General features: G+C 44.6%; 22 protein-coding genes. 15 read left to right on the top strand and 7 right to left on the bottom strand.

Annotated features, from left to right (window positions below; genetic code table 11):
* Positions 1–7: 7 nt before the first annotated feature.
* Complete coding sequence (locus K2225_RS13195; protein ID WP_220585189.1) at positions 8–991, top strand: alpha-ketoacid dehydrogenase subunit beta; 984 nt, start codon at positions 8–10, stop codon at positions 989–991.
* 18 nt (positions 992–1009) lie between these two features.
* Positions 1010–2326: a dihydrolipoamide acetyltransferase family protein gene (locus K2225_RS13190; protein WP_220585188.1), complete on the top strand. Its 1317-nt coding sequence runs from the start codon at positions 1010–1012 to the stop codon at positions 2324–2326.
* A gap of 88 nt (positions 2327–2414) precedes the next feature.
* On the opposite strand, the gene K2225_RS13185 is transcribed toward K2225_RS13190, so the two are convergent.
* On the bottom strand, positions 2415–2903 hold the full coding sequence (locus K2225_RS13185) for a hypothetical protein (RefSeq protein ID WP_220585187.1): 489 nt from the start codon (positions 2901–2903) through the stop codon (positions 2415–2417).
* A 224-nt stretch (positions 2904–3127) separates the two neighbouring features.
* Between K2225_RS13185 and K2225_RS13180 the strand changes: the two genes are divergently transcribed.
* The 3 genes from K2225_RS13180 to K2225_RS13170 all read left to right on the top strand — a co-directional run bounded on the left by K2225_RS13180 (position 3128) and on the right by K2225_RS13170 (position 5196).
* Positions 3128–3559, top strand: coding sequence for a BrxA/BrxB family bacilliredoxin (locus tag K2225_RS13180; RefSeq protein WP_220585186.1), 432 nt, complete (start codon positions 3128–3130; stop codon positions 3557–3559).
* Positions 3560–3691: 132 nt separating this feature from the next.
* A complete protein-coding gene (locus tag K2225_RS13175; RefSeq protein WP_220585185.1) occupies positions 3692–4642 on the top strand; it encodes an aromatic acid exporter family protein in 951 nt (316 codons plus the stop codon).
* Between the two features lie 35 nt (positions 4643–4677).
* Positions 4678–5196: a L,D-transpeptidase gene (locus tag K2225_RS13170; RefSeq protein WP_220585184.1), complete on the top strand. Its 519-nt coding sequence runs from the start codon at positions 4678–4680 to the stop codon at positions 5194–5196.
* A gap of 61 nt (positions 5197–5257) precedes the next feature.
* On the opposite strand, the gene prli42 is transcribed toward K2225_RS13170, so the two are convergent.
* On the bottom strand, positions 5258–5371 hold the full coding sequence (gene prli42, locus K2225_RS13165) for a stressosome-associated protein Prli42 (protein WP_226590761.1): 114 nt from the start codon (positions 5369–5371) through the stop codon (positions 5258–5260).
* A 177-nt stretch (positions 5372–5548) separates the two neighbouring features.
* Here prli42 and K2225_RS13160 point away from each other — a divergent pair, with 177 nt between their 5' ends.
* From K2225_RS13160 to K2225_RS13115, 10 genes are all read left to right on the top strand, one after another.
* Entirely contained in the window at positions 5549–7204 is a 1656-nt protein-coding gene (locus tag K2225_RS13160; protein ID WP_220585183.1) for an acyl-CoA mutase large subunit family protein, read from the top strand.
* Positions 7205–7219: 15 nt separating this feature from the next.
* Positions 7220–8032 carry a methylmalonyl-CoA epimerase gene (gene mce / locus K2225_RS13155; protein WP_220585182.1) on the top strand — a complete coding sequence of 271 codons (813 nt, stop codon included), beginning with the start codon at positions 7220–7222 and terminating at the stop codon, positions 8030–8032.
* A 2-nt stretch (positions 8033–8034) separates the two neighbouring features.
* Positions 8035–9582 carry an acyl-CoA carboxylase subunit beta gene (locus K2225_RS13150; RefSeq protein ID WP_220585181.1) on the top strand — a complete coding sequence of 516 codons (1548 nt, stop codon included), beginning with the start codon at positions 8035–8037 and terminating at the stop codon, positions 9580–9582.
* A 70-nt stretch (positions 9583–9652) separates the two neighbouring features.
* Positions 9653–10777 carry a M20/M25/M40 family metallo-hydrolase gene (locus tag K2225_RS13145; RefSeq protein WP_220585180.1) on the top strand — a complete coding sequence of 375 codons (1125 nt, stop codon included), beginning with the start codon at positions 9653–9655 and terminating at the stop codon, positions 10775–10777.
* Positions 10778–10929: 152 nt separating this feature from the next.
* Positions 10930–12177 (top strand): DNA polymerase IV, encoded by a 1248-nt coding sequence (locus K2225_RS13140; RefSeq protein ID WP_220585179.1) that lies wholly within the window; start codon positions 10930–10932, stop codon positions 12175–12177.
* Positions 12178–12236: 59 nt separating this feature from the next.
* The gene (locus tag K2225_RS13135; protein ID WP_089651799.1) at positions 12237–12365 is read left to right on the top strand and encodes a YpzI family protein; all 129 of its coding nucleotides are present in this window, start codon (positions 12237–12239) and stop codon (positions 12363–12365) included.
* 18 nt (positions 12366–12383) lie between these two features.
* Positions 12384–12533: a small acid-soluble spore protein P gene (locus K2225_RS13130; RefSeq protein ID WP_089651800.1), complete on the top strand. Its 150-nt coding sequence runs from the start codon at positions 12384–12386 to the stop codon at positions 12531–12533.
* A 120-nt stretch (positions 12534–12653) separates the two neighbouring features.
* Entirely contained in the window at positions 12654–12878 is a 225-nt protein-coding gene (locus K2225_RS13125) for a DUF3892 domain-containing protein (protein WP_089651888.1), read from the top strand.
* A gap of 222 nt (positions 12879–13100) precedes the next feature.
* Positions 13101–13802, top strand: coding sequence for an ABC transporter ATP-binding protein (locus K2225_RS13120; protein WP_220585178.1), 702 nt, complete (start codon positions 13101–13103; stop codon positions 13800–13802).
* The gene (locus tag K2225_RS13115; protein WP_220585177.1) at positions 13799–16033 is read left to right on the top strand and encodes an ABC transporter permease; all 2235 of its coding nucleotides are present in this window, start codon (positions 13799–13801) and stop codon (positions 16031–16033) included. Before K2225_RS13120 ends, K2225_RS13115 begins: the two co-directional genes overlap by 4 nt.
* A gap of 92 nt (positions 16034–16125) precedes the next feature.
* On the opposite strand, the gene K2225_RS13110 is transcribed toward K2225_RS13115, so the two are convergent.
* The 5 genes from K2225_RS13110 to K2225_RS13090 all read right to left on the bottom strand — a co-directional run bounded on the left by K2225_RS13110 (position 16126) and on the right by K2225_RS13090 (position 21453).
* Positions 16126–17487 (bottom strand): aldehyde dehydrogenase, encoded by a 1362-nt coding sequence (locus tag K2225_RS13110; RefSeq protein WP_220585176.1) that lies wholly within the window; start codon positions 17485–17487, stop codon positions 16126–16128.
* 15 nt (positions 17488–17502) lie between these two features.
* Positions 17503–18426, bottom strand: a complete 924-nt coding sequence (rnz, locus tag K2225_RS13105; protein WP_220585175.1) for a ribonuclease Z — start codon at positions 18424–18426, stop codon at positions 17503–17505.
* A gap of 105 nt (positions 18427–18531) precedes the next feature.
* Entirely contained in the window at positions 18532–19548 is a 1017-nt protein-coding gene (namA, locus tag K2225_RS13100; protein WP_220585174.1) for an NADPH dehydrogenase NamA, read from the bottom strand.
* A complete protein-coding gene (locus tag K2225_RS13095) occupies positions 19545–20765 on the bottom strand; it encodes a glycosyltransferase family 2 protein (protein ID WP_220585173.1) in 1221 nt (406 codons plus the stop codon). The genes namA and K2225_RS13095 overlap by 4 nt, the downstream gene beginning before the upstream one ends.
* Positions 20707–21453 (bottom strand): glycerophosphodiester phosphodiesterase, encoded by a 747-nt coding sequence (locus K2225_RS13090; RefSeq protein WP_220585172.1) that lies wholly within the window; start codon positions 21451–21453, stop codon positions 20707–20709. The genes K2225_RS13095 and K2225_RS13090 overlap by 59 nt, the downstream gene beginning before the upstream one ends.
* Between the last annotated feature and the right edge of the window lie 35 nt (positions 21454–21488).

The following is a 21488-nucleotide window of genomic DNA, read 5'->3' as shown; positions in this document are numbered from 1 at the left end:
AGCAATAATGGCAGTTATATCTTATATTCAAGCCGTCACTCAAGCTTTAAAAGAAGAAATGAAGCGGGATGAAAAAGTGTTCGTCCTTGGTGAAGATGTTGGAAAACGTGGGGGCGTATTCCGCGCGACAGATGGTCTCTACGATGAATTTGGTGAAGACAGAGTCCTTGATACGCCACTAGCTGAATCCGCAATCGCAGGAGTTGGGATCGGTGCAGCGATGTACGGCATGCGTCCGGTAGCTGAGATGCAGTTCGCTGATTTTATCATGCCGGCGGTTAACCAGATTATTTCAGAAGCCGCTAAAATCCGTTACCGTTCCAATAATGATTGGAGTGCTCCAATTACGATCCGTGCCCCTTACGGTGGCGGTGTCCACGGAGCCCTTTACCATTCTCAATCCGTTGAAGCAGTTTTTGCAAATCAGCCAGGATTGAAAATTGTGATGCCATCGACCCCTTATGATGTTAAAGGTTTATTAAAAGCGTCGATCCGGGATAATGATCCGGTCCTTTTCTTCGAACATAAACGTGCGTACCGCTTGATTAAAGGTGAAGTCCCTGATGAAGATTATACACTTCCAATCGGAAAAGCAGATGTGAAGCGCGAAGGTTCTGATATTACAGTCATTACGTACGGCCTTTGTGTCCATTTTGCTTTACAAGCTGCAGAAAAACTCGCAGAAGAGGGCATTGATGCACATATTCTCGACTTGCGTACAGTGTATCCACTGGATAAAGAAGGAATCATTGAAGCTGCATCTAAAACGGGTAAAGTCCTGCTTGTTACGGAAGACAATAAAGAAGGTGGAATCATCTCAGAGGTGTCCGCAATCATCAGTGAGAACTGTCTGTTCGATTTGGATGCGCCTGTTCAGCGACTGGCCGGTCCAGATGTGCCAGCGATGCCTTATGCTCCAACAATGGAAAAGCACTTCATGATGAATCCGGATAAAGTAGAAAAAGCGATGAGAGATCTCGCGGAATTTTAATAGAAGGAGGAGATTCCTGTGGGTGTAGAAAAAATCAATATGCCTCAGCTTGGTGAAAGTGTCACAGAAGGAACGATCAGTACATGGCTTGTCCAGCCTGGAGATCAGGTGAATAAATACGATCCCATTGCAGAAGTCATGACAGACAAAGTGAACGCAGAAGTCCCGTCTTCTTTTTCCGGGGAGATTAAAGAACTTGTCGCATCTGAAGGAGATACCATTGAAGTCGGTGAACTCATGTGCTACATCGAAGTAGAAGGAGCGGGATCTGTCGAAGAGCCTTCATCAAAGGAAAATAAACAGGCGCCCGCACAAGAAACGCCGGTGGCTGATGAAAAATCGACAGCTCCCAAAAAGCCTGAGAAAAAACAGGACAAAGGCAGTAAAAAGAGATATTCTCCAGCGGTTATGACGCTTGCACAGGAACATGATATTGACTTGAATCAAGTCGATGGTTCCGGTCGTGGTGGACGTATTACGCGTAAGGATATCGAGAAAATCATTGCAAGCGGAGATATACCAAAAGAAGGCGAAGCAAAAGCTGATGCGCCTGCCGAACAACCGGCACAAGCAGAGCAGAAAGCTGCTCCATCACCGGCCCCAGCCACGCAAACGCCGAATGTACAAGCCGGTGAAGGAGACATCGAGATCCCTGTCACTGGTGTGCGTAAAGCCATTGCAGCGAACATGGTGAAGTCCAAGACTGAAATCCCTCATGCCTGGATGATGGTTGAAGTGGATGTCACGAATTTGGTTGAACTTCGCAATGCAAAGAAAAACCAATTCAAACAACAGGAAGGCTTCAGCTTAACTTATTTCGCTTTCTTTGTGAAAGCTGTTGCTCAAGCATTGAAAGAATATCCACAATTAAACAGTATGTGGGCAGGAGACAAAATCATCCAGCGCAAAGCGATCAACTTGAACATCGCCGTGGCTAAAGATGACCAATTGTTCGTTCCTGTTATCAGAGATGCCGATGAAAAGAGCATTAAAGGAATTGCAAAAGACATTACAGATCTTGCAGGCAAAGCTCGCCAAGGCAAGCTGACATCGAAAGATATGGAAGGCGGTACATTCACCGTCAATAACACAGGTTCTTTCGGTTCCGTTCAGTCCATGGGTGTCATTAACCACCCTCAGGCCGCTATTTTGCAAGTGGAGTCCATTGTGAAAAAGCCGGTTTACCAAAATGGTATGTTCGGAGCACGTGACATGGTCAACTTATGCCTATCCTTAGACCACAGGGTTCTTGACGGACTTGTTGCCGGTAACTTCCTTGCACGCGTGAAAGAGATCTTAGAGAAAATGTCAGAAGACAACACATCTGTATATTAAGTGAAAAAAGCTACCCTCCACTTTGGGAGGGTAGCTTTTTTGAGATGTAGACGCTGGTAAAGAATAGATTATTTAAATTGAATCAGGCTCAGTGGGGGAGAGAAACACTTTTTTCAAAAGCCATTCCCAGATAGCTATAACTTATCATTACTTCTCTTATTTCTTGATTGTTAATGATGGTTAATCCATAGCTTAAATCTTCTTTGGTAGCTGTTCCATTATTTAATTTTTCTAACTGTGAAGATGGCGAAGTATTTGGCTTTATGGTGACGTCTTTGATATCGGTCAATCCATACTCTATGGCGGAGCCATCAAAGCGGTCTGCTATTATAAAGCCTTGAAGTGGATGACTGACTTGAATTTTTTTATCCACTGGTTCCTCGTCATTATTAATTTGAACGTCATGAATCTTTATATGACTAAATCCTTGATTTCCTATACTAATAACTACGGATTGTTTATCAGCCGAAGAGGCAATCGCACCGCTTACTAATGGTGTATGAAATCTAATAAAAGAAAGAATTCCAATTGAACATACGGCAATCATCAGAACGATCATCATACTTACTTTCTTCAAGTCTTCTCCCCCTTTTGTCAGCTCGCTTCTAAATTTAAATAAAGCATGGTGTTTAGACCATTGGATGGATTCAGATAACATTAGCGTATCACACGTTTGTTATGCTTAAGAAGTCATACTAGTTTAAACCCTGGGTTTCACTCTCTAAACTAGACAATTCAATTGAAAGATGTCAGATATCTTGGTAAAATGTTCTTAGCATTTCTATAAAGGGGCCATGTCAAATGGATTTTAATATTTTTATGAACGATGTTGTTTCAAAAGCACGTGAAGAAATTACACAAGCAGGGTATACGGAACTGACGACACCTGAAGACGTCGATCAGGCTCTAAATAAAGAAGGTACGACACTTGTGATGATCAATTCTGTATGTGGATGTGCAGGCGGTATTGCCCGTCCGGCGGCTGCTCATGCGATTCACTACGATAAGCGTCCGGATCAGCTTGTTACTGTTTTTGCTGGGCAGGACCGTGAAGCGACGGATCGTGCTCGCGAATATTTTGAAGGATACCCACCTTCCTCTCCATCTTTCGCATTGTTGAAGGACGGCAAAATTCAGACGATGGTCGAGCGTCATGATATTGAAGGGTTTGAACCGATGGAAGTCATCGGAAAGCTTCAGCGCAGTTTTGAAGAGTATTGCGAGGAAGTATAAGAATACAATAAACGTAGGATCTTTGTTTATAAAGCAAAGATCCTTTTTTACGTAATGGCTGTATATACATAACCGGATGCCTAAACTTTAAGCAGGTATCGCTATATAGAAAGAACAGGAGTGAAGATAGGATTGAAAATAGGATATCGTACCATTAAGACGGCACTGGGAACACCATTTGCCATATGGGTTGCTCAGATGCTTCAGCTGGAGAATTTCGCTTCAGCAGGGATCTTAACCATTCTCTGTATCCAAATTACGAGAAAACGTTCCTTCTTAAGTGCGTGGCACCGTTTTTCCGCTTGTATATTAGCGATGGGGTTTTCTTTCGCTTTTTTTGAGTTATTAGGATACAATCCCATTTCAATCGGATTAATGTTATTTGCTTTTATTCCTACGACGGTATGGTTCAAGATCACACCTGGAATTGTAACCAGCTCAGTGATCATCCTTCACCTCTACGGTTCAGGGGATATTGGCTGGAGCATTATATGGAACGAAGTGCTGCTCATTACAGTAGGGATAGGAACAGCCTTGCTGTTGAATTTATATATGCCTAGCCTCGAGAAAAAGTTGAATCAGTATCGAAGGCAGGTGGAAAGTAACTTTTCCATTATTTTGAGGGAGATTGCTCAATTTTTACGAAATGGCGACAATGATTGGACAGGCAAGGAGTTAACAGAGACCGCTAATCTTCTGGAGAAAGCCAAATCTCTCTCCTATCGTGACGTAGAAAATCATTTGCTGCGTTCCCATAATCATTTTTATCACTACTTTCATATGCGGACTAAACAGTTTGAACTCCTGGAACGCATGCTTCCTCTCGTCAGTCGTATATCGTCCTCTGACATCCATGGCGTTCGCATGGCGGAGTTTTTCGATGATTTAGCTGATGCAGTTCATCCCGGGAATACGGCTGTCATTTATTTGAGGATGTTAAAAGAGATGAAAGAAGATTTTCGTGAGGATCGACTCCCGGAAACTCGGGAAGAGTTTGAAGTAAGAGCGAGCCTATTCCATTTATTAAATGAAATAGAAGACTATCTGATCATTAAGCGATCGTTCAAGAAGAGTGATGTATAGGGGGAAACCTTGAGGGGAAACTTTAGTAAAAGAGGATGATTCCGTTGTACAGCTTCCTTTTACTTTTTAGCTTATTAAACCCTTTACTTCCTCCTCACACACCTGCTGAGTCCGTAATTATTGTAAATAAAGCGACCCATGAGGTTGTGCTTTACCAAAGCGACAAAGTTCTCTTCAAGGCTCCTGCAGCCATAGGGAAGACGAAAGACTTGACGCCGGAGGGCCGGTTCAATGTGAAAGTGAAAGCCAAAGATCCGTATTATCGAAAAAAAGACATCCCAGGCGGTGATCCAAAGAATCCACTCGGAAGCCGGTGGATCGGCTTTGATGCCAGGGGAACAGACGGTAGGATATATGGCATTCATGGAACGAATCAGCCGGATTCTATCGGTAAATCAGTCTCGGCTGGTTGTATTCGAATGAGAAACAAAGATGTTGAGACTCTATTTGACATGGTTCCTACTGAGACAGACGTACTGATTGTGGATAGTGAAAAGGAAATGTCCGATTTATATCGCTTCTGGGAAGAATCGAAACTAAAGGAACAATTTTAGAAACTAAGAAAGCCGAAAAGATGGACGCCCATCTCTTCGGCTTTTTTCATTCATTCATTTATTATAAGAAGAAACTCGCGCCAGCCAATGCACTAGATAGAAGCATAGACAAGATCATGACATAGATCACGACTTTCATACGGCGTTCGCGTTTTGAACGTTTTTTTGTAGCCAAGGTGTGTAACCTCCTTCTCAGTCAATCCTACTGACATTCTACCTAAAAAAGAGAAATTGGACAAGGGCGTGAAATCATTTACAATAAAATTGTGAATGATAGTAATTTTTAGATAGGTAAGCGCTTCATTTCTGGTATGCTAGTAGTGTGAATGGACTGAATAAGGAGGCCTTTCTTATGAACAGATCATCAAATGACCAACACCCTAAACAAAAATGGGAAAAAGATGTAGAAAAAACGACGGAGCGTTTTCCGGAACGTAAAGAAGCCTTTCATACAAGTTCCGATATTCCGGTTGACCGATTATACACGCCGGAACAGATGGATGAGGACTACATAGAGGAGATCGGCTTTCCGGGCCAGTATCCTTATACGAGAGGGATTCAGCCGACCATGTATCGCAGCCGCTATTGGACAATGCGTCAATATGCGGGTTTCGGTTCGGCAGAAGAAACGAATGAGAGATTCCGCTATTTATTGAAACAAGGTCAGACCGGGTTATCGGTCGCTTTCGATTTGCCGACACAGATCGGCTATGATTCTGATGACCCCATGGCTGATGGGGAAGTGGGTAAGGTCGGTGTAGCTATTGATTCATTAAAGGACATGGAGCAATTATTCGATCAGATCCCACTCGATCAAGTAAGTACGTCAATGACAATCAACGCACCGGCCAGTATTCTTCTTGCGATGTATATCGCTGTTGGAGAAAAGCAGGGAGTCGCTCCTGAGAAATTGACAGGGACGATTCAAAACGACATCTTGAAAGAATATATTGCCCGAGGTACGTATATCTATCCACCGAAACCTTCCATGAGACTGATTACTGACATATTCGGCTACTGTCAGGAGCATTTACCGAAATTCAACACAATAAGCATCTCCGGCTATCATATCCGCGAAGCAGGATCTACAGCTGTGCAGGAAGTCGCTTTTACCATTGCGAACGGCATGGCTTATGTAGATGCAGCGATCGAGGCTGGACTCGAAGTCGACCAGTTCGCGCCAAGACTTGCTTTCTTCTTTAATGCTCACAATCAGTTTTTTGAGGAAGCGGCCAAGTTCCGTGCAGCTCGTCGCATGTGGGCCAAAATTATGAAAGAACACTATGGAGCAGAAAATCCGAAAAGTTGGAAGCTCCGTTTCCATACTCAAACAGGTGGAAGTACCCTGACGGCTCAGCAGCCGGATAATAATATTGTACGTGTCACATTACAGGCACTTGCTGCAGTCATGGGAGGGACACAGAGTCTGCATACCAACTCCCGGGATGAAGCTCTTGCCCTTCCGACAGAAGATTCCGCACGAATTGCGTTACGAACACAGCAGATCATTGCCAATGAAAGCGGTGTGGCGGACACTATAGACCCACTCGCTGGCTCTTACTATGTAGAGTCGCTCACAGATCAGATTGAAAAAGAGGCAAATGCTTACTTAGAGCGCATCAAAGAATTCGGTGGAGCTGTCCAGGCAGTGGAGGAAGGGTATATGCAGCGTGAAATTCATAAAGCTGCGTACGATGCTCAAAAACGAATTGAATCCAAAGAGGATATTGTCGTGGGAATGAACGAATTCAAACTTGAAGAAGAAATCCATGCAGACTTGTTACGTGTGGATGAAGCGCTGGAACAAGCACAAATCAAGAAAACACAGGAAGTGAGATCTTCCCGCGATCAGGAATCCGTCGATCAATGCCTTAAAGCTCTTAGGGAAGCGGCAAAAGGGACGGAGAATGTCATACCGCATATTGTGGCGGCGGTTAAGGTTTATGCCACAGTAGGGGAGATCGCGAACGTTTTGCGAGAGGAATTTGGAGAATATACCGGAATGTAGGAAGGGATGATGAGGATGAAACCAATACGTGTACTTATAGCCAAACCAGGGTTGGATGGACATGACAGAGGGGCTCTTATAATCGCTCAGGCACTTAGAGACCATGGGATGGAAGTCATTTATACAGGCCTGCGGCAATCCGCGGTGCAAATCGCAAGAGCTGCTATTCAGGAAGATGTAGATGTCGTCGGACTTTCGTCTCTTTCCGGTGCTCACAAATCATTGTTTCCTAAAGTAGTCCAGGCACTGGAGGAGCAGGGAGCATCTGATATTCCTGTCGTCGGGGGCGGTGTCATACCTGCAGAAGATATTCCTTTTCTTGAGGAAAAAGGTGTGAACAAAATCTTCACCAGCGGGTCACCGACAGATGCAATTGCCCTTTATATTAAGCAGCTTCTGAACAAGGAAACGATTGAAGCACCGAAACGGATCGCCCATATCGGAATTGCTGTGGAAAGCATTGATACAGCCCTGCCGTTCTATCAACATAACCTCAGCTTAGAGCTTGAAGCTGTTGAAGTTGTCGAATCAGAACAAGTGCGTGTGGCTTTTCTAAGAATCGGTGAAACGATGTTCGAATTGTTGGAGCCTTTGAGTGATGACTCTCCGATCCAATCGTTTTTGACGAAAAAAGGAGAAGGTGTCCACCATATCGCATTGGAAGTAGACGATCTTAAAAAACGTTTAGATCAGTATAAAGAACAAGGGGTCCGTCTCATTCATGAACAACCGAAACAAGGGGCCCATGATAGTCAGATCGCCTTTTTGCATCCGAAAGCAGCCAATGGTGTCCTATTTGAACTATGTCAGCATGGGGAGGAGGAGTAAGAATGGACATTTTTGATAAAATCAATGAATTATACGATAAACGCCGCCAAGTTGAACTAGGCGGCGGTGATGAAAGAATTGATAAACAGCATGATAAAGGGAAGTGGACAGCGAGGGAACGCATCGAACACCTGTTGGATGAAGGCTCTTTCATTGAGTTGAATCCTTTTATTGAACATCGGCATGATGCCTTTGGAATGGACGGGAAATCGGCTCCGGGTGAAGGGGTCGTGACGGGGTTTGGTAAAATACATGGGCGTGATGTGTATTTGTTCGCTCAGGACTTCACGGTTTACGGTGGAGCCTTAGGGGAAATGCACGCGAAAAAGATTGCCGCTGTCATGGACCTCGCGGCGAAAAATGGAACCCCTTTTATTGGCTTGAACGATTCTGGAGGGGCACGCATCCAGGAAGGTGTTTCTTCCTTGGATGGTTACGGGCAGGTCTTTTACCGCAACTCCATTTATTCTGGGGTTATTCCACAAATATCGGTCATAATGGGACCATGTGCCGGAGGAGCCGTTTATTCTCCAGCCATCACTGATTTCGTCATCATGGTGGAAAAAACATCGCAAATGTTTATTACAGGTCCCAAAGTTATTGAAACAGTGACCGGTGAGCAAATTTCCGCAGAAGACCTCGGTGGTGCCGGTGTCCATAATTCTTTGAGCGGGAATGCTCACTTGAAAACTCCTGATGAGGCTTCTGCTTTGGATGCTGTAAGGGATCTCGTCAGTTACCTTCCCCAGAACAATGAGGAACTGACCCCTGAAGTCGAAGTAGAAGTTGAAGATAATTTCAGACCTGACATCACAGATAAAATACCTTTTGATCCGATTCGACCTTATGATGTTCGTATCGTGATCGACGAGTTCGTTGACGAGGATTCCTTCTTCGAAATTCATAAGGATTTTGCAAAAAATATTGTCGTCGGATTTGCACGTCTGCAAGGGAAGACCGTGGGACTCGTTTGTAATCAGCCGAAATATATGGCTGGAGGCCTTGATATCGACTCCAGTGATAAAGCTGCCCGTTTTATTCGTACATGCGATTCTTTCAATATTCCTCTCATTACATTTGAAGATGTGACCGGCTTCTTCCCTGGGATTAAACAGGAACATGGGGGAATCATCCGCCACGGAGCCAAAATTCTATACGCATACTCTGAAGCCACCGTTCCTAAACTGACGGTTATTACGAGAAAAGCTTATGGTGGAGCTTATGTGGCGTTGAACAGTAAATCGATTGGTGCAGACCTTGTTTATGCCTGGCCAAACGCGGAAATTGCTGTCATGGGTCCTGAAGGGGCGGCGAATATCATTTTCGCAAAAGAAATCAGAGAAAGCGAAACCCCAGAGGAAACACGACAAAATAAAATCAACGAATACAGAGAACGATTCGCAAACCCTTACGTGGCAGCAGGACTTGGGATGATTGATGATGTCATCGACCCAAGAGAAACACGATCCACACTAATTAAAGCCCTGGATATGCTTAAGAATAAACACGAAGAACGCCCGTATAAAAAGCATGGCAACATCCCTCTATAATTGACACAGTCCTTTCGTTCCGCTAACGTACTAAGAGGAATGTGTTTACATATGAAGGAGGCAGACATAGATGGTAGCCATTAATAAAGAACGCTTGCTGAACGAATTTCTAGAGTTGGTTCAAATCGACTCAGAAACCACACAGGAAGCAGAAATCGCTAAAGTATTGAAAAAGAAATTCCAGGACTTAGGTTTGGAAGTCCTAGAAGATGATGCAGCCTCGATTACAGGTCACGGGGCAAACAACCTGATTTGTAATTTAGAGGGTTCAAAGAAGGACGCAGAGACGATTTACTTCACCTCTCACATGGATACCGTGGTTCCTGGTAACGGTGTGAAACCTTCTGTTGAGGATGGTTATATCGTAACCGATGGAACAACAATCCTTGGAGCGGATGACAAAGCTGGTGTCGCAGCGATTCTTGAAGCGATCCGTTCTCTTCAGGAACAAGACGTAGAGCATGGAAACCTGCAGTTCGTGATCACCGTAGGAGAAGAGAGCGGTCTTGTTGGTGCGAAAGCTCTTGATGCTTCCATGCTCAAGGCAAAATACGGATATGCCCTCGATAGTGATGGTCAAGTCGGAAATATTATCGTAGCGGCTCCTACCCAGGCGAAAATTAATGCCATCGTGAAAGGGAAGACCGCTCATGCAGGAGTTGCCCCTGAAAAAGGGATCTCAGCAATCACCCTGGCTTCCCGCGCGATTGCTAAAATGCCGCTGGGACGGATCGATGATGAAACAACGGCAAACATCGGACGTTTTGAAGGCGGTCAAAAAACGAATATCGTTTGTGACCACGTAGAAGTATTAGCCGAAGCCCGTTCTCTAGACGCTGAAAAAATGGAAGCGCAAGTAGAGAAGATGAAAAAAGCGTTCATAGAAACAGCAGAGGAAATGGGCGGGGAAGTCGAACTCGATGTTGAAATCATGTATCCAGGCTTCAAGCAACAAGCTGGAGACCAAGTCGTCGAAGTCGCGCGTTCTGCTGCTAAACGGATCGGTCGTGAAAGTGAATTGCTGACAAGTGGCGGCGGAAGTGATGCCAATGTGATCGCAGGCCACGGTGTCCCTACAGTGAACTTGAGTGTAGGATACGAAGAAATTCATACAACCAACGAGCGCATGCCTGTTAGTGAGCTTGAAAAAATTACAGAGTTCGTAACAGCGATCGTTGAAGAAGTCGCACAATAACAAGCCAAGACTCCCTGACCTCAGGGAGTCTTTTTGTGATACTACACGAAAGTTTTAGGACTTAGACACACAATAATTGGTGTGTGGAGGAACATTAATGAAGCTTAGCATGGTATAATAGAGAACAAATGTTCCAATGGAGGAAGAGCGTTATGCAGTCCAAATGGTATCCAAAAAAAGGACGCGTCATTTTTCATGTCGATATGAACAGTTTCTATGCTTCTGTGGAAGCAGCTTTTGAGCCATCTCTAAAGGGAAAGCCGCTGGCCATCGCTGGAAACCCTGAAGAAAGACGCGGAATCATTGTCACAAGCAGCTATGAAGCCCGCAAATACGGCGTTAAAACGACGATGCCTTTAGGAGAGGCTCGACGGTTGTGCCCTGAGCTAATCGTGATGGGACCGACGTTTGAACGGTACCGAACGGCTTCCAAAGAAATGTTCAAAATTCTAGCTGATGTAACACCCCTTGTTCAGCCGGTTTCCATAGACGAGGGTTATATGGACATTACCGACTGCGCGGACCAAGGTTCTCCTCCAGAAATAGCTGAGCGCATCCAGCAGCGAATCAATGAAGAGCTTGATCTTCCTTGTAGTATTGGGATAGCGCCAAATAAGTTTTTGGCAAAGATGGCTTCCGATATGAAAAAGCCAATGGGAATTACGATTTTACGGAAAAGAGATCTTGAAACAAAATTATGGCCATTACCAATAGAAGAGATGTATGGAGTCGGTTCAAAAACAGCTGAGAAACTAAGAAAAATCGGCATTGAAACGATTGGTGGTTTAGCTGAACATCCTGTCCTTGAGTTGAAGGGTGTTCTTGGAATTAATGGAGAACGATTGAAAAATAGGGCGAATGGAATGGATGACCGCCCCGTCGATCCTGACGCGGTCCACGAATTCAAAAGTATCGGCACTTCAACAACGCTTCCACAAGATACGACGGATGACACGGAGGTACAAACGGTTATTCGCAGACTTTCCAGTAAAGTGGAAGGTCGCATGAAGAATAAAAAGGTCCTTGCAAGAAATGTGCAGTTGACGATTCGTTATCACGATCGGAAAACAGTCACACGCAGCCGGCAGCTGCAGGAATTCATCCATTCATCAGAAGACCTTTTTCAAGTAGCGATGCAGTTATTCGATGATCATTGGAATCAGCAGCCTGTTCGTCTGCTCGGCGTTACAGCGAGCGACCTGGCGGAGAAATCAGAAGTGAGTCAACAACTGGATCTCTTTAATTTTGAACAATACGCCAGCAAGGAAAAGCTGTATAAGACGATTGATGATCTGACTGAGAAATATGGCAAAAACCCTTTCCAAGACCTTAGTAATCCGACGAACCCTCAGGTGAATACGAGCTTTCAAAAAGACTTTCTCGATGATTTTAAAAAATGATTCCCAGGCATAGCCTCCATCTTCTTTTCCATACTAAAAGAGAAGGGAGGCGTTCAAGAATGGGTAGAGATCGACAAGAGAAAAAGTTGAAAAAATCCGGCAGAGTGGAGTCCGATCGTGATCAGCGCTTAAGTTATCCAGGTGCGACCGCGATGGAGGGGCCAGAAGCAGCTCGTAAACGCAGATAATCAAGGAGGCGGATTTTTATGGGTAGACGCATGGGACCAAAACAGCAAGAACAACCGAACTTACCACTAGGGCCGAAACAAGCATACGGGGAACCGGCTCAGGGATCTCATAAAGTGAAAAACAGACAGCATTCGCGTCAAAAACAAAAATCTTCTCACGATATGTAAGAAGAAAAGGCAGCCAATTGGCTGCCTTTTCTATTTTTATACTTCCATTTATCACCACTGGAATGAGAGTCATATTATCTGGGTTCTTGGACAAAATAATTCTTGAGGAGGTTGAGAATGATGCCAGAACGAATTGTCGCCGTTAGAAAAAACGGGCAAGGTAGCATTGTTGAGATGCAACTGTCGTCAGGTCAGGTGATCGATTATAAACGAGCACATGAAATGGCACGCAGTGGTGAACTGGAACACGTGAACCTCATTCGAGGTAAAGATGGAGAAGACCATCTGCGCAGTGAACCGGATGGCATTCAATCCAACAACTTGGACAACCTTCCATCTTTTTAAGAGAGAACCCAGGCAAAGCCTCGCGCTTGCCTGGGTTTTCTTTTGTTGAAGTTCCATAAACCTGCTGTTATGTACAATAAAAATAGTGAGCGGGATGATAAATAATGAAATATATACATATAAATATTTCAAAAAGTTGTTGACTTCTTTTTTTATTGCGGTACACTAAAAATGAAATAATTGATGTATTTCATTACAAAACTTTTAATTGGAGATGATGGAATGGCAATCTTCGCAAATCAAGTCAATAAGACGTATCAGAGCGGAGAAGTGACAGTTCAGGCGCTGCGCCAGGCGTCATTAGAAGTACAGGATAAAAAAATCATAACCATTCTTGGTCCTTCGGGATCAGGGAAATCAACCCTACTCAATGTTATTGGGGGAATCGACCGTTACGATTCTGGATCAATTAAAGTAGGAGGCACGGTCCTTGATCAATTGAAGGATCGTGAACTCACGGACTACCGTCGGAAATTCGTAGGGTTCATATTTCAACAGTATAACTTAATCCCAACCCTGACCGTCGAAGAAAATGTTGAAGTCGGGCGGGAATTGAGCCAGCAGCCGCTCGACATGAAAGATACGCTTGAAAAAGTAGGCATGTGGGATAAGAAAGATAAATTTCCTTCTCAATTGAGCGGGGGTGAACAGCAGCGTGTTGCAATCGCGAGAGCACTGATTAAGAACCCGCAAATTCTGCTCTGTGATGAACCAACAGGTGCTCTTGATGAAGAAACGGGTAAAAATATCCTGAAGTTGCTGAAGTTTGTTAATGAGCAGTACGGGACGACAGTTTTAATCATTACTCATAATCAGGGGATCGGTGAAATGGCTCACTCCGTTATCCGAATGAAAAGCGGTGAAATTGTGGATTCCTTTGAAAACGAAAATCCTGTCGATCCAGAGAAGGTGACATGGTCATGATTTTAAAGAAATCTGTGTACAGGACTTTAAAAGAAAAGAAGTTCCAATATGCCGGGGTGGCTGTTCTTCTTTTATTGGCTGTTATGCTTTATGTATCCTTATCCATGGCTATCACGACACTGGAATCAAGAAATGAAACATTCTCGGAGGACTATAAACAGGAAAGCTTTCATTTTGTAGCTGGTGGAAGTGTTACAGATGAACAGCTCTCTTTATGGGAAGATGAGTACAATGTGACTTTGGAGAAACGTAAGTATGCAGATTTTGAGGTCGATGATTCGACGGTACGTGTGTTTACGACTACAGAATCCGTAAATACCCCTTATATCGCTGAAGGGAGAGCGCCAACGAGCGGTCAAGAATTGGCGATATCCAAAGTGTATGCGGAGAAACATCAGTATCAGATTGGAGACGCTATTACACTCGATGAACGTGAGTTTGAAATTACAGGCTTCGTCTATTTGCCTGATTATATTTATATGGTCGAACAAATGACAGATTTGTTAGCGGATGCTGAAAAATTCGGAGTCGCAGTCGTTTCCAGTTCAAGTTTTTCCGTAAATGCACAAACAGAAATTCTTGGCTGGACGGGGAATGGAGACGTTCCTGATGGGTTTAGGGAAGCGGTAAGTGAAGAAACGTCTCTTTTGCAATTCGTGAACTCAGAAGAAAACCCGCGCATAGGTTTTGTGGAAACAGAAATTGAAGGCGCAAAGGGAATGACGACGACATTGCCGCTGTTCATTCTTGCTCTCTCCATCGCTATGGTTTTGATGCTGATGAAGCGTAGAATGGAAATGCAGAGAAAAGAAATTGGTACGCTTATGGCCCTTGGTTACCGTAAGAAAGAACTAGTCCGTCATTATTTGGGTTATGCCTGGGTCATTGGGTTGGTAGGAACGGTCGGTGGTTTAACTGCGGGGGCTGGTCTGTCTGTACCGCTTTCGAACCTTTATGCGAACTACTTTAACTTACCCGCCCTCTCCATGTTTGACTGGGATCCTTTTGTTCTTGTGATAGGTTTTGTCATTCCCTTATTGCTTTTGATCTTACTTACGACCTTCGCCATCAGTCGGACGTTACGAACAGAACCACTGACTCTACTGAGGCCCAAAGAGGTCTCCAACGGTAAAAAATCCTGGCTTGAAAAACTTCCACTTTTACAAAAAGGAGGTTTTATTCGCAGGTTCCGATTGAGGTTACTTGTGAGAAACAAAGCGAGAAGTGTCTATATTTTTATCGGGGTCATGTTCTCTACCGTTTTATTACTATTTGGATTGATTACGTTCAACAGCATGGATCAGCTCGTAGAAACGACGTATAAGGAGATTTTGAAATACGACTATGCTGTCCACTATCAATCGTTAATGACAGAAGAAACGGATGAAGAACAAAGTCCTTTTATAATGAACGAACTTGGTCTTGTGGATGAAGACGTGAAAATTACGGCATATGGTATCGAAAACGATAACGCGTTTATTCAATTGAGTGCCCAAGGAGAAAGCCTGCAATCCAATTTATCAGAAGGGGCGATTATCAGTGCTCCTCTAGCCGCCGTTCTTGGTGTAGGGGAAGGGGATGAAATTCACCTCCAAAATTCATTGAACTCGGATACGATGCACGTAGAGGTTGCTGCAGTGGCCGACCTTTATATTGGTAATAACCTGTATCTTCCTCGCGAGGAATTGAACGATTTCCTTGGTTTCCCTGAAGAGGCCTATACAGGTACATGGCAGAAACAGCCCCCGGAGAATAGTGGGAATGTTTATATGGTAGAAGATAAGCAGAAGGCAATCGACAATTTTGAATCGACGACAGGAGCAACTAGAGCGTCTGTTGCAGGGATGGCCATTTTCGCTGTATTAATTGGAGTGATTGTTCTTACTTTGCTCACCAATTTGATCGTTGAGGAAAATTCACCTTCCATTTCGTTGTTTAAAGTGATGGGCTATCATGACAAAGAAGTTTCTAAACTTGTTTTGAGTGTGTACACCCCGATCGTACTCATCGCTTACTTTGTTTCCATTCCGCTCGCTAGTTTAAGCTTGGAGCAAACGATGAACACGCTGGTTCAAGAGACCGGTTTTCTTATGCCGACTGACGTAGCATGGTGGATGGTTGTGATCGGATTTATTGTCATCCTGCTTACGTATTGGCTCTCGCTTGGGTTATCAAAACGAAAGTTGAAGAATGTATCGTTGCAGGAAGCGCTGAAAAAGCAACAAGATTAGAGAAAAAGGACAGCGGCCGGGCCGCTGTCCTTTTTTTGCGCGCAAGAAGCCGAGACAAGCGCAAAAAAAGCGAGCGCAATGCTCGCTTTTTACTATCCAAAGAATTTTTTCAGTACCGCCATACCTAATTGAGATCCGGGATAGCGGAAATTCTGGTCGAATCGTGTGGTTTGTTTCGTGATGCTTTTCTCGTGTGTAAACGTATCAAAACTACGTTTGCCGTGATAGCTTCCCATGCCACTCTCGCCGACGCCTCCAAATGGAAGGTGTGGATTAATGATATGGTATAGAGTATCGTTGATGCACCCGCCGCCGAATGAAATCGAGTTGAGGATGCGCTGCTGTTCAATTTCGTTTTCTCCGAAGTAATACAAGGCAAGCGGCTTCGGACGGCTGTTTATCTTATCAATCACTTCATCGAGCTCATGATAAGTTAAAACAGGAAGCACGGGACCAAAGATTTCATCTTTCATGACCTGATCTTCCCAGGACACCTGGTCCAGAATGGTAGGCGCAATTTTGTGTTTGGATTCATCTAAAGCACCGCCGACAACAACCGTACCGGAGTCCAGGTAGGAAGCTACTCGTTCAAAGTGCGATTGGTTCACGATTTTGGTGTATGCTTCATTCTCCAAAGGATCCTCACCGTAAAACTGCTGGATGTACTTTTTCATGGCACGGATCAAGTCCGCTTTCACTTCATGGTGGACGTAAAGATAATCAGGCGCGATACACGTTTGACCTGCGTTGGTGAATTTTCCCCAGACAATTCGTTTGGCGGCAAGGTCGATATTTGCATCTTTGTTTACGATTGTCGGGCTCTTTCCTCCGAGTTCCAGCGTTACAGGGATCAGCTGTTTGCTCGCTTTTTCCATAATGATTTTACCCACGGGGACGCTCCCGGTGAAGAAAATATAATCAAGTGGTTGTTCAAGCAACTCCTGAGTCACCTCTTTATCGCCTTCAATCACGGCAATAAAGTGTGGGGGAAAGTATTGTTCAATCATCTTTTTCAACACCCATGAAACAGTGGGAGTAAGCTCAGATGGTTTGATGATGACCGTATTTCCTGCCGCAATTGCACCGATCACCGGGGCGAGGGCAAGCTGGACAGGGTAGTTCCATGGAGCAATGACCAGGACAGTACCATAGGGTTCTTTTCGAATGAAATTTTTGGAGCCTGTATGGGTGAGTGGGGTCTTCACTTTAGTCGGCTGCATCCATGATTTCAACTGTTTCACATGCTGATCGATTTCACTTTTCAAAAAGGCGATTTCTGATGCGTACGCTTCATATTCCGATTTGTTCATATCAAATTTCAAAGCATTGAGAATCGGTTTTTCAAAGGTCGTCAGCATCTTTTTCATTGTTAACAGCTGTTCTTTACGGAAAGCATAGCTCTTCGTATGTCCTTCTTGGAACCATGTTTTTTGTAGCTTCACCTTTGCGTGCATACAGCTCCTCCTTTATTAAGTACGTTTGATGGGATGTTGATAAAAATCGTATGCGATCGTGGTGTTTGGGAATATCTGCTGTGCTTCGTTCAGAAGCTCCTCTACGGAATTTCCCTGGTACCTGGAAGAAACGTGATTAAGGATCAATTCCCCAACATTTGCTTTCTCTGCAAGGGTGGCGGCTTGTTTGACGGTGGAATGAAAATAATCGTAAGCCATCTTTTCTTCATCCCCGGCAAATGTCGCCTCGTGAACGAGGACGTCGCTATCTTTCAAAACCTCTTCAAGATGAGGGAGGTAACGTGTGTCCCCCAAAATGGCAACTTTCCGCCCTTTTTTAGGTGGTCCAATGACATCTTTGCGGTTAATGACATTTCCATCTTCAAGGACCGTCCTTGGTTGGTTTTTAATCTTTTGATAGATCGGTCCAGGTTTGACACCCAGCGCTTTCAGCTTTTCTGGCTGGAGTTCGCCAAGTTGGTCTTTTTCTTTAAGGATATATCCATAGCTCTCGAGCCCATGTTCAAGTTTGACGGCTTCAACGATGAACTGTTCGTCTTCAAAAAGTTCTCCTTCTTCCACTTCTTCAATGTAGAGGGGATAGCGAAGGTGCGTTCCGCTCAATTCGAGACTGATATCAATATAATCTTTTAACCCTCGCGGCCCGTAAACGGTTACAGGGGTTTCTCCACCCTGGAAAGAACGACTGCTCAATAATCCGGGCAGTCCGTAAATGTGATCTCCGTGAAGGTGGGTGATAAAAATGACTTCAATTCTTCGCGGACGTATGTTCGTATTTAATATTTGCTGTTGTGTGCCTTCTCCACAGTCGAAGACCCATGTCGTGCCCCGCTCTTCAAGAAGGCGGAGGACAAGGGAGGAGACATTTCTTTCTTTTGATGGGACACCAGATCCCGTACCTAAAAAAAATAGTTCCATTGCCAACACTCTCCTACACTTATCATGATACCACCAGAAAGGGGAGAACACACTTGAAATGCCATAAAAAAACTGCCGGATGCGTTTCCGGCAGTTCACAGGTATTTACCAAGCGCGGGTATATTGTCTTGGACCTTCTAATGGGTAGCCAAGTTCATCAGCTGCTTCTTTCGGCCAGTACGGGTTTCTTAAGAGAGCCCGTGCAAGGAAAATCAGGTCGGCCCGTTCATTTTGCAAAATTTCTTCTGCCTGGTTTCCACTTGTAATCAGACCGACAGCCCCTGTGTCGATGTCGGCTCCTTGTTTGATTTGTTCTGCAAACGTGACCTGGTATCCTGGGTAAGGGTCGATTGCGGCAGGAACGACACCACCTGAGCTGACGTCGATGAGGTCTACGCCCTGGGACTTCATTTCACGGGCAAAATAGATGAAATCATCCATCGTGTTTCCGTCTTCATGATATTCTTCCCCTGAGATTCTGACGAACAGCGGGCCATCCCACTCTTGCTTGACGGCTTCAATCGTCTCACGCAGGAAACGATATCGATTTTCACGGGTGCCTCCATATTCATCGTCCCGCTTGTTCGTAAGAGGGGAGAGGAATTGGTTGATCAAATACCCGTGGGCTCCGTGAAGTTCAATCACATCAAAGCCCGCTTTTTTAGACCGGCCAGCTCCCACACGGAAAGCTTCTACTGTACGCTGGATGTCTTCTTTTGTCATCTCTGTCGGGACCTTCATGGATGCACTGAAAGCTTCAGCACTGGGGGCGAAAGTTTCATCCCTTAAGTTAGCTTTTCGTCCGGCGTGAGCCAGCTGGATGCCGGCTTTAGCCCCGTGACGATGAATACCTTCATTGATTTTTTGTAAACCTTCGATATGCTCATCGCTCCAGATGCCAAGGTCTTCATGTGAAATACGGCCTTCGGGTAGAACAGCCGTCGCTTCTGTAATGATCAGTCCCACTTGTCCAGCCGCGCGGCTTTCGTAATGGGTAAGGTGAAAAGGCTGAGCATAGCCATCCTGATCGTCTGAAGAATACATACACATCGGAGACATGACGATTCGGTTTTTTAACGTGATGTTTTTTATTGTATAAGGTTCGAATAATTTATGTTTCAACGGTGATCCTCCTCCGAGTTACGGAAAAATTGTTTTAGTTCTTTGATGGAATACCGGTTCCCACGCCATTCAATTCCCCCACGTACCCATGTCAGGATAAGTGCTCTACCTAGCATAAAAACAAACAAAAGAGCAAAAATCGGCAGACCGAAAATCATCCCCAATGGATAGTTTGTGAAAGAACGCGTCGTTAAACCATATAAACAAAATAACAAAAGGATATTGATTGCGCTAATGATTTGAACGGAAGGACTTCCGAAAAAGACGAAAATGAATGGAAACACTTGCGAAATCAGGACCCCAAAAAGAGCAAACAAAGACAGGGGAATGGAATAATTCAAGCCAGCAAAGGCATTCTTTTCGAACCCTTTTAGAGCAGACTTGAAGTCGGGATACCATTCGACACTAAGGAGCTGCTTGGCCGTTACGAGTTTTTGTCTGAAGCCAGCCGCCTTGATCCTCTGCCCAAGGGCAAGGTCATCATCAGGTCGGAAACGCACCGCTTCATGGTTTCCAATCTGTTGATAACAGGATTTTTTCATCATTTGGAAAGCCCCGATCCCCATCCCACCTCTAGGTTTCTTTTGGTTCGCTGTCCAAGGGCGTTTTAAATAACCGAAACCAAACAAGAAATAGGAAATCAAACCCCGTAACGCGAAGGAATGGGCTTTTAAGTCCGGCGCGGCTGTGAGGTGGTCGAGCTCATCAACTTTCATAGCTGTCATCGCTTTAGCGAGGGTTTGTTCATGAAATTGAATGTCGGCGTCTGTAAAAAGCAAATAAGCGCCAGAGGCAAACTCGGCGCCTTTTTTAAGAGCATGATTTTTCCCAAGCCACCCCTCTGGCAGGTGATTGATATGAACAGCCCGAATTGTAGAGGATGAGGCTGCTGTTTCATTTATGATTTTACCCGTTCGATCACTGGAGCGGTCGTTCACAGCGATGATTTCACACCTCACGTTTTTTTGCTGCGCAAGGGTGTGCAGCGTTTCGCGAATCGAGTCTTCTTCGTCTTTGGCCGCAATGATAACAGAAACGAGCTCATCCGTTTGCGATGGAACGGTATCTTCAAGCCTTGGAATTTTCCTGATTCCTAGAAGGAAGTCCACAAGGAGAATCATCCATACAAACAGAAGTCCAAAAAATACCCAGAACATATTAACGATTTCTCCGTTTTCGATAAAGGTCACGGTATTCGATTGCTTGGTGGGGAACATCTGTGAAAATCCCGTTCACGCCCAGGCTGTAACACTTTTTCATCATGGAAGGGCGGTTGACCGTATAAATGCGGAGTTCGAGATTTTCCTTGTGGCAGCGTTTTACGAGTTTTTTATCCAGAAGGCGGTGTTTCACATGCAAAGCGTCACACCCTTCGGACTTCGCGTATTGAGGGAGGTTCCGCATTTTCGTGGATGTAAGGAATGCTGTCTGTATGGATGGATTGATTTCTTTCATGCGTGTGAGGGAATCGGCATTGAAACTCGAAATAACCGTTCGCTCCAGAACGTGGTATCGTTTTAGAGATTCATAGACAATCCGCTCGATGTTTTTGTAAGCAATGACATTGGTTTTCAATTCGACATTTAAAAACATGGGCTGGTCCCGAAACCAGCGAAGAAACTCGTCCAGTGTTACAATATAAGTGTCAGAAAATTTAGGAGAAAACCAGCTTCCTGCATCAAGCAGGCGGAGCTGAGCATATGTATAGTCTTGTACGAACCCTGTTCCATTGGTGGTGCGTCTAAGATTTTCATCATGGATGAGGACGGGGATTTGGTCTTTCGTAAGCTGCACATCGGTCTCGATTCCGTCAGCCCCGGCTGCACGTGCCAGTTCAAAAGCGGGCATTGTATTTTCGGGCGCCAGCTTACTCGCTCCTCGATGAGCGTAAATAAGGGTTTTCATCGTTACGTTCACCTCTTCCAAGTAGCTTATGAGTT

Origin of the sequence: Halobacillus sp. Nhm2S1 (assembly GCF_019599545.1) — a bacterium.
Classification (GTDB): Bacteria; Bacillota; Bacilli; order Bacillales; family Halobacillaceae; genus Halobacillus.
Note: the sequence above shows the minus strand (reverse complement) of the source record. Positions and strands in the feature narration are given on the sequence as shown.